The organism is Kitasatospora sp. NPDC057512 (assembly GCF_042802135.1).
Classification (GTDB): Bacteria; Actinomycetota; Actinomycetes; order Streptomycetales; family Streptomycetaceae; genus Kitasatospora.
In genome coordinates, this window is record NZ_JBHVET010000528.1 from 1 (window position 1) to 6,229 (window position 6,229).

Here is a 6,229-nt window from a genome sequence, read left to right on the forward strand (position 1 = left end):
GGCCCGGCGGCCGCTCCGGACCGCTGCGCGGGCGCCGGCACCGAGGCGCCCGCCTGCTGCTCCGGCGTCACCTGCCGGTCGTCCTGGGCGCCCTGGGCGGGCTCGGTGCCCTCGGCACCGTCCTGTCGTCCGTTGACGGTCCGCGCGGTCTCCGGTCTGGATGCCTCGGCGGCCGGACGCGGCGCGAGGGAGGGCGACAGCGCCATCCCTCCCGTGGTCCGGAACAGCTCGTCGGCACCCGGGAGACTCACTCGGCGGGGCGGCACCGGTCGAGCACCTCCCTGGCGAGCTGGCGGTAGGCGGCGGCACCGACCGAGTTGGTCGCGTACGTCGTGATGGGCTCGCCGGCGACGGTGGTCTCCGGGAAGCGCACGGTCCGCCCGATGACGGTGTGGAAGACGTGCTCGCCGAACGCCTCGACGACGCGCGCCAGCACCTCGCGGCTGTGCACGGTGCGCGAGTCGTACATGGTGGCCAGGATGCCGTCCAGGCGCAGGTCGGGGTTGAGCCGCTCGCAGACCTTCTCGATGGTCTCGGTCAGCAGCGCGACACCGCGCAGCGCGAAGAACTCGCACTCCAGCGGGACGATCACGCTGTGAGCGGCCGTCAGCGCATTGACCGTCAGCAGGCCCAGCGAGGGCTGGCAGTCGATGATGACGTAGTCGTAGTCGGGCAGCAGCGGCTTCAGGGCGCGCGCCAGCGCGGACTCCCGGGCCACCTCGCTGACCAGCTGCACCTCGGCGGCGGAGAGGTCGATGTTGGACGGCAGCAGGTCCATCCCCGGGACCGCCGTCTTCAGCAGCACCTCGTCGGCCGTCAGACCCCGCTCCATGAGCAGGTTGTAGACGGTGACGTCGAGTTCCATCGGGTTGACGCCGAGGCCGACCGAGAGCGCGCCCTGCGGGTCGAAGTCGACGAGCAGCACCCGGCGGCCGTACTCGGCCAGCGCCGCGCCCAGGTTGATGGTCGACGTGGTCTTGCCGACGCCGCCCTTCTGGTTGCACATGGCGATGATCTGGGCGGGGCCGTGCTCGGCGACCGGCGCGGGGATCGGGAAGTACGGCAGCGGGCGGCCGGTCGGTCCGACCCGCTCGCGGCGCTGGCGCGCGGCGTCGGGGGCCAGCGTGGCGGCGTACTCCGGGTCCGGCTCGTACTCGGCGTCCGGGTCGTCGTAGGCGCCGTAGGCGAACTCGCCGTAGGCCAGGCCGTAGGCCGCCAAGTCGGTGTCGTGATCGGTCACCGTGGTCACCTGCGCTGTGTTCTGGCGTGCTTCGAAAGTACGGAGTGCGACCGAGCCGACCTCGGCCGAGCCCACGGAGGGCTGCCGGGCCCCGGGCTCCTCACTCGGCTGGCCGGCGGTGAGCGCCGCCAGTCCTGGCTGACCACCCCCGGGAGCAATTGTCGACTCATTCACAAGTCGTCTTACCTCCTTGGGCATCCAGGACTCTATGTCGATTCGTCAGCGTGGCAGCATGCCGACGGTTTGCGACTCTAGGCCGTTCAAGGCGTTCGCAGCAACACAATCCACGGTAGTGGGCAGGATGTGTCGACTATCGAGCGGGCTGCTGTCAAGGGATGAGAGGGTCACCGGCCCCAACGTTTCTGCGGGCGGGTGACGTGACCGACAGATATTGACGACAGAGCGACCTACCCGATCCACCCGCCGTTCACGGGCATGGCGAAGCCCCCGGCCCGAAGGGATCGGGTCGGGGGCGAACGACCGCCGGGCGGTCAGGGGGTTCAGGCGAGCACGCTCTCCAGGGAGACCGACTCCAGGCCGAAGGCCTCGGCCACGGCCGGGAAGGTGATCTGGCCCTCGTGCACGTTCAGGCCCTTGGCGAGCGCGGCGTCGCGGCGCAGCGCGTCCTTCCAACCGCGGTTGGCCAGCTCCAGCACGTACGGCATGGTGGCGTTGGTCAGCGCGTAGGTGGAGGTGTTCGGGACGGCGCCCGGCATGTTGGCCACGCAGTAGAAGACCGAGTTGTGGACCTTGAAGGTCGGGTCGTCGTGCGTGGTGGCGTGCGAGTCCTCGAAGCAGCCGCCCTGGTCGATGGCGATGTCGACGAGCACGGAGCCCGGCTTCATGCGGGAGACCAGCTCGTTGGTGACCAGCTTCGGGGCCTTGGCGCCCGGGATCAGCACGGCACCGACGACCAGGTCGGCCTCCACGACGGCCTTCTCCAGCTCGAAGGCGTTCGACACGATGGTCTTGACCTTGGTGCCGAAGACGCGGTCGGCCTCGCGCAGCTTGTTGATGTCGCGGTCCAGCAGGGTCACGTCGTAACCCATGCCGACGGCGATGGTGGCCGCGTGCCAGCCGGAGACGCCGCCACCGATGACGACGGCCTTGGCCGGGTGGGTGCCGGGCACGCCGCCCGGCAGGGTGCCGCGGCCGCCGGCCGGACGCATCAGGTGGTACGAGCCGACCTGCGGGGCCAGGCGGCCCGCGACCTCGGACATCGGGGCGAGCAGCGGCAGCGCGCCGTTCGACAGCTGCACGGTCTCGTACGCGATGGCGGTGGTGCCCGAGGCGATCAGCGCGTCGGTGCCGGCCCGGTCGGCCGCCAGGTGGAGGTACGTGAAGAGGGTCTGACCCTTGCGCAGCCGGTGGTACTCGGAGGCGATGGGCTCCTTGACCTTCAGCAGCAGGTCGGCGGTGGCCCACACCTCGTCGGCGGTGGGGAGGATGGTGGCGCCGGCGGCCACGTACTCCTCGTTCGGGATCGAGGAGCCGACACCGGCGTTGTCCTCGATGTAGACCTCGTGTCCGTTGCGGACCAGCTCATGCACGCCGGCGGGCGTGATGGCCACGCGGTACTCGTGGTTCTTGACCTCGCGGGGGATGCCGACCTTCACGGCTAAACACGTCCTCTTGCCATGGGGGTCCCGACCGGAGAAGACCGGTGGGCGACGCGCACGTGGGGAAGCCTCCGGGACAGCCCGGGGCCGGGATCGCTGCGCGACTGAGTTCGAGTGTAATGAAGCCCAGGCGGCGTGTCAGCCTTCCAAAGTGAATAAATTTTCCGAACACATTGGCAGATTCGTAGGCTTCCCCTGCGACTTACCCACCAAAGACGTCGTAACCGGGCACTTCCGACAATACCTCCGAAAGGGCCCTCACCACCCGGCGTCGACGCGTTCCCGCAGGTCCGCGAGGGCGCCCCCGACGGCCTCCAGGCCCCGCTCGTCGCCCAGCCGGCGCAGCACCGCGAGCGCGGCCCGGTACTCCCGGTCGGCCTCGTCGAAGCGGCGCTGCGCGGTGTGCGCCTCGGCCACCCGGGCGAGCAGCCGGGCCTCGGCCGCGTGGTCCCCGAGCGCCTGCCGCAGGCCGAGCGCCCGGCCGTACCAGTCGGCGGCCCGCACCGCGTCGCCGAGCGCCCGGTGGCAGTTGGCGGCGCTCTCCAGGGCCCGGGCGCAGAGCGGTTCGTCGTCGGCCTTCCGGGCGTGCTCCAGGGCGGCCCGGTAGTGGGCGGCGGCCTGCTCCCAGCGGCCCGCCGAGGCCTGGAGGTCGCCCAGGTTGAGCAGCGCGGCCGAGGCCCGGCGGGGCCGGCCGTTGCGCTCGGCGACGGTCAGCACCAGCTCGTGCAGCCGGTAGAGGTCGGTGGGGGCGGCGGCTCCGGTCAGCGGCAGGGCCCGCAGCAGCGCGGTGACCAGCCGCCCGGCCGATCCGTCCAGGTCGCCCTGGCCGATCGCGTCGGCCACCGCGCCGAGCAGCAGCTCCCGCTCGCCGAGCAGCCACTCGCGGGCGTGCGCGGCCGAGCGCAGCCGCAGCGGGGCGGGCACCGGGTCCTGGCCGGAGCCGGGGCCGGCCGCCGGGTCGAGCAGCGCGCGGGCCGACTCGGTGAGCCGGACCAGCCGCTCCAGCAGCCGGGCCCGGGCGAGCTCGGTCTCGGTGGGCCGGTCCTCCTGCTCGCGCAGCCGGACCAGTCGGGGGTAGAGCCGCCCGGGCACCCGGTAGCGCGGGGTGCCGTCGGCGGTCGGCGCCTCCTCGCCGAGCAGCTCCCGTTCGGCCAGCGCGGCCAGCGTCGCGGCCGCGTCCGGCACCGGGCAGCCGACCAGGGCGGAGGCGGTGCGCGGGTCGGCGGTCTGCGCCGGGGCCAGGGTGAGGGTGCGCAGCATCCGCGCCTGGGCGGCCGGCAGCCCGCGGTACAGCAGGCTGAACGCGCCGAGCAGCGGATCGTTGTCGGGGACGGGCACCGGCTCGGCCGGCTCCGGGCCGGGCTTCACCCAGGCCGCCGGGTCACCGGCCGACTCGGTCACCGCGGCGGCCGCCGCGGCGGGCTCACCGGCCCGGCCCTCCGCCGGCTTCCCCGGGACCGCCTTCCCCGAGGGGCCCCGCCCGGCCCCGCCCGGCCCGGCGGCTCCGGTGGGTCCGGCCGAAGGAGCACCGGAGGCCTTGGCCGCCCGCTCCCCTTCCTTCTTCTTCGGCGTCCTCCCCTTCTCCTTCTCCTTCTCCCGCACCGCAGCAACCGCGGCGCCCGCACCACCCGCGGCCGGCTCCGCCGCGACCCCCGTGACCGCCGACGTCTCCTCCCCCACCACCCGGTTGAGCTCGCGCGCCGCCTCCGTGACCGCGATCTTCGGGTTCCCGCGCAGCCACCCCGCCATCAGCCGCAGCGCGGCCGGCCGGGAGGCGCAGGCCTCGGCGAGGTCCGCCCCGCCGACCGGGTCGCAGGAGATCCGGGTGCCGCCGACCAGGTCGGCCAGCAGCTCGCCGGAGGCCTGCCGGTCCAGCCCGCCGAGGATCACCGGGTCGATGTCCTCGATCCCGGTGAGCGGCCCGGCCGTGGTGGCGAGCACCAGGCAGCCGGGCTCGTCGGCGAGCAGCGGCCACACCTGCCCGGCGTCCCGGACGTCGTCCAGGACGAGCAGCACCCGCAGCCCCACGAGCGCCTCGCGCAGCGCCACGCAGCCCGGCTCGTCCCGCCCGTCCTCGCCCGTCCCGGGCAGCGGCACGGCGGTCTGCGGGTCGAGCTGCTCCAGCAGCAGCCGGGCGGCCCGGGCGGGCGGCACCCGGCCGCCGTCCGGGGCGGACAACCGGACGAACAGCACGCCGTCCGGGTAGTCGGCGGCGACGGTACGGGCGAAGCGCGCGGCCAGGACGGTCCGTCCGGAGCCGGGGCGCCCGGCCAGCACCAGCACCGGGCAGCGCCCGCTCGCCGGGCGGGCGGCGGCCGCCCGCAGCGCGGCCAGTTCGGCGCGCCGCCCGACGAACAGCGCGGGCGCGGCCGGCAGCCGCTCCAGGCCCGGGACGGCCCCGGCGGGCGCGCCGGGGCCGGGGTCCATCGTCGCCGTCTTCCTCGCCACCCGTGCCACTCCCGACGTCATCCCGCGCTCGGCATCCGACACCCGGCTTCCGGTGCCCGGCCTCCGGAGTTCAGCGGAGGCGGCCCGGGACGGGCGCCCTGTCTGCGAAGCGTAGTTCGACCGTCCGGCTCAGCCGAGGTGACATCCGGTCGTACGAATCCGCAAATCACCCCAACGACTCAACGCCCGGCGGCCGGCCGTCCCCCGAGCGGCCGACTCAGGCCTCGAAGGGGCGGGCCGGCCAGGGCGAGTCCGCCGGGCGCAGCGCGTCCAGTCCGTCCGGGCCGGTGAGCGCGGCGTGCACGGCGAGGGTGCCGGTGATCAGGGTCGGGTTGTGCAGCTTCCCCGCCTGGATCAGCCGGATCAGCTCCGGTACCGGCACCCAGGCGACCTCGATCTCCTGCTCCTCGCCCTGGGCCGCGTAGCGCTCGCCCTCGGCCGGCGCCAGGTCGGTGGCGAGGAACATCCGCAGCGCCTCGTCGGTGCCGCCCGGGGAGGTGTAGTAGTCGGCGAGGATCCGCCAGGTGTCGGCCTTGCAGTACGCCTCCTCGTACAGCTCGCGCTGCGCGGCGTGCCACGGGTTCTCGCCGGGCACGTCGAGCAGGCCGGCGGGCAGCTCCCACAGCCGCTGGCGCACCGGGTGGCGGTACTGGCGCAGCACCAGCACCCGCTGCTCGTCGTCCAGGGCGAGCACCGAGACCGAGCCGGGGTGGGTCTGGTAGTCGCGGCGGGCCCAGCTGCCGTCGGGCATCCGGACCTCCTCGCTGCGGACCCCGGTGACCTTGCCCTGGAAGGGCGTCCCGCCGGCCCGGACCTCCCACTCCTCGGCCACGTCGGCGATCCCCTGGCGGCTCTGCTCGTCCATCGCTCTCCCCTTTTCGTCAGTACGACACAATCTAACGCGGAACGGCGGCCCCGCGGG

At 74.0% G+C, this 6,229-nt stretch carries 4 protein-coding genes and 1 pseudogene; all 5 read right to left on the reverse strand.

Annotation, left to right across the window (positions count from 1 at the left end; translation table 11 throughout):
• Positions 1 to 206, reverse strand: a pseudogene (locus ACFU6K_RS28215) (hypothetical protein); the annotation flags it as partial.
• A gap of 41 nt (positions 207 to 247) precedes the next feature.
• Positions 248 to 1,315: a ParA family protein gene (locus ACFU6K_RS28220; RefSeq protein WP_380667657.1), complete on the reverse strand. Its 1,068-nt coding sequence runs from the start codon at positions 1,313 to 1,315 to the stop codon at positions 248 to 250.
• A 425-nt stretch (positions 1,316 to 1,740) separates the two neighbouring features.
• Entirely contained in the window at positions 1,741 to 2,856 is a 1,116-nt protein-coding gene (gene ald, locus ACFU6K_RS28225) for an alanine dehydrogenase (protein WP_380667651.1), read from the reverse strand.
• Positions 2,857 to 3,117: 261 nt separating this feature from the next.
• Positions 3,118 to 5,307: a tetratricopeptide repeat protein gene (locus tag ACFU6K_RS28230; RefSeq protein WP_380667653.1), complete on the reverse strand. Its 2,190-nt coding sequence runs from the start codon at positions 5,305 to 5,307 to the stop codon at positions 3,118 to 3,120.
• A 217-nt stretch (positions 5,308 to 5,524) separates the two neighbouring features.
• Positions 5,525 to 6,172, reverse strand: coding sequence for an NUDIX domain-containing protein (locus ACFU6K_RS28235; RefSeq protein ID WP_380667655.1), 648 nt, complete (start codon positions 6,170 to 6,172; stop codon positions 5,525 to 5,527).
• Between the last annotated feature and the right edge of the window lie 57 nt (positions 6,173 to 6,229).

Excerpts from the sequence above, each read along its gene's own strand:
- ACFU6K_RS28235 (WP_380667655.1), bottom strand. The coding sequence starts at position 6,172 with ATGGACGAGCAGAGCCGCCAGGGGATCGCCGACGTGGCCGAGGAGTGG.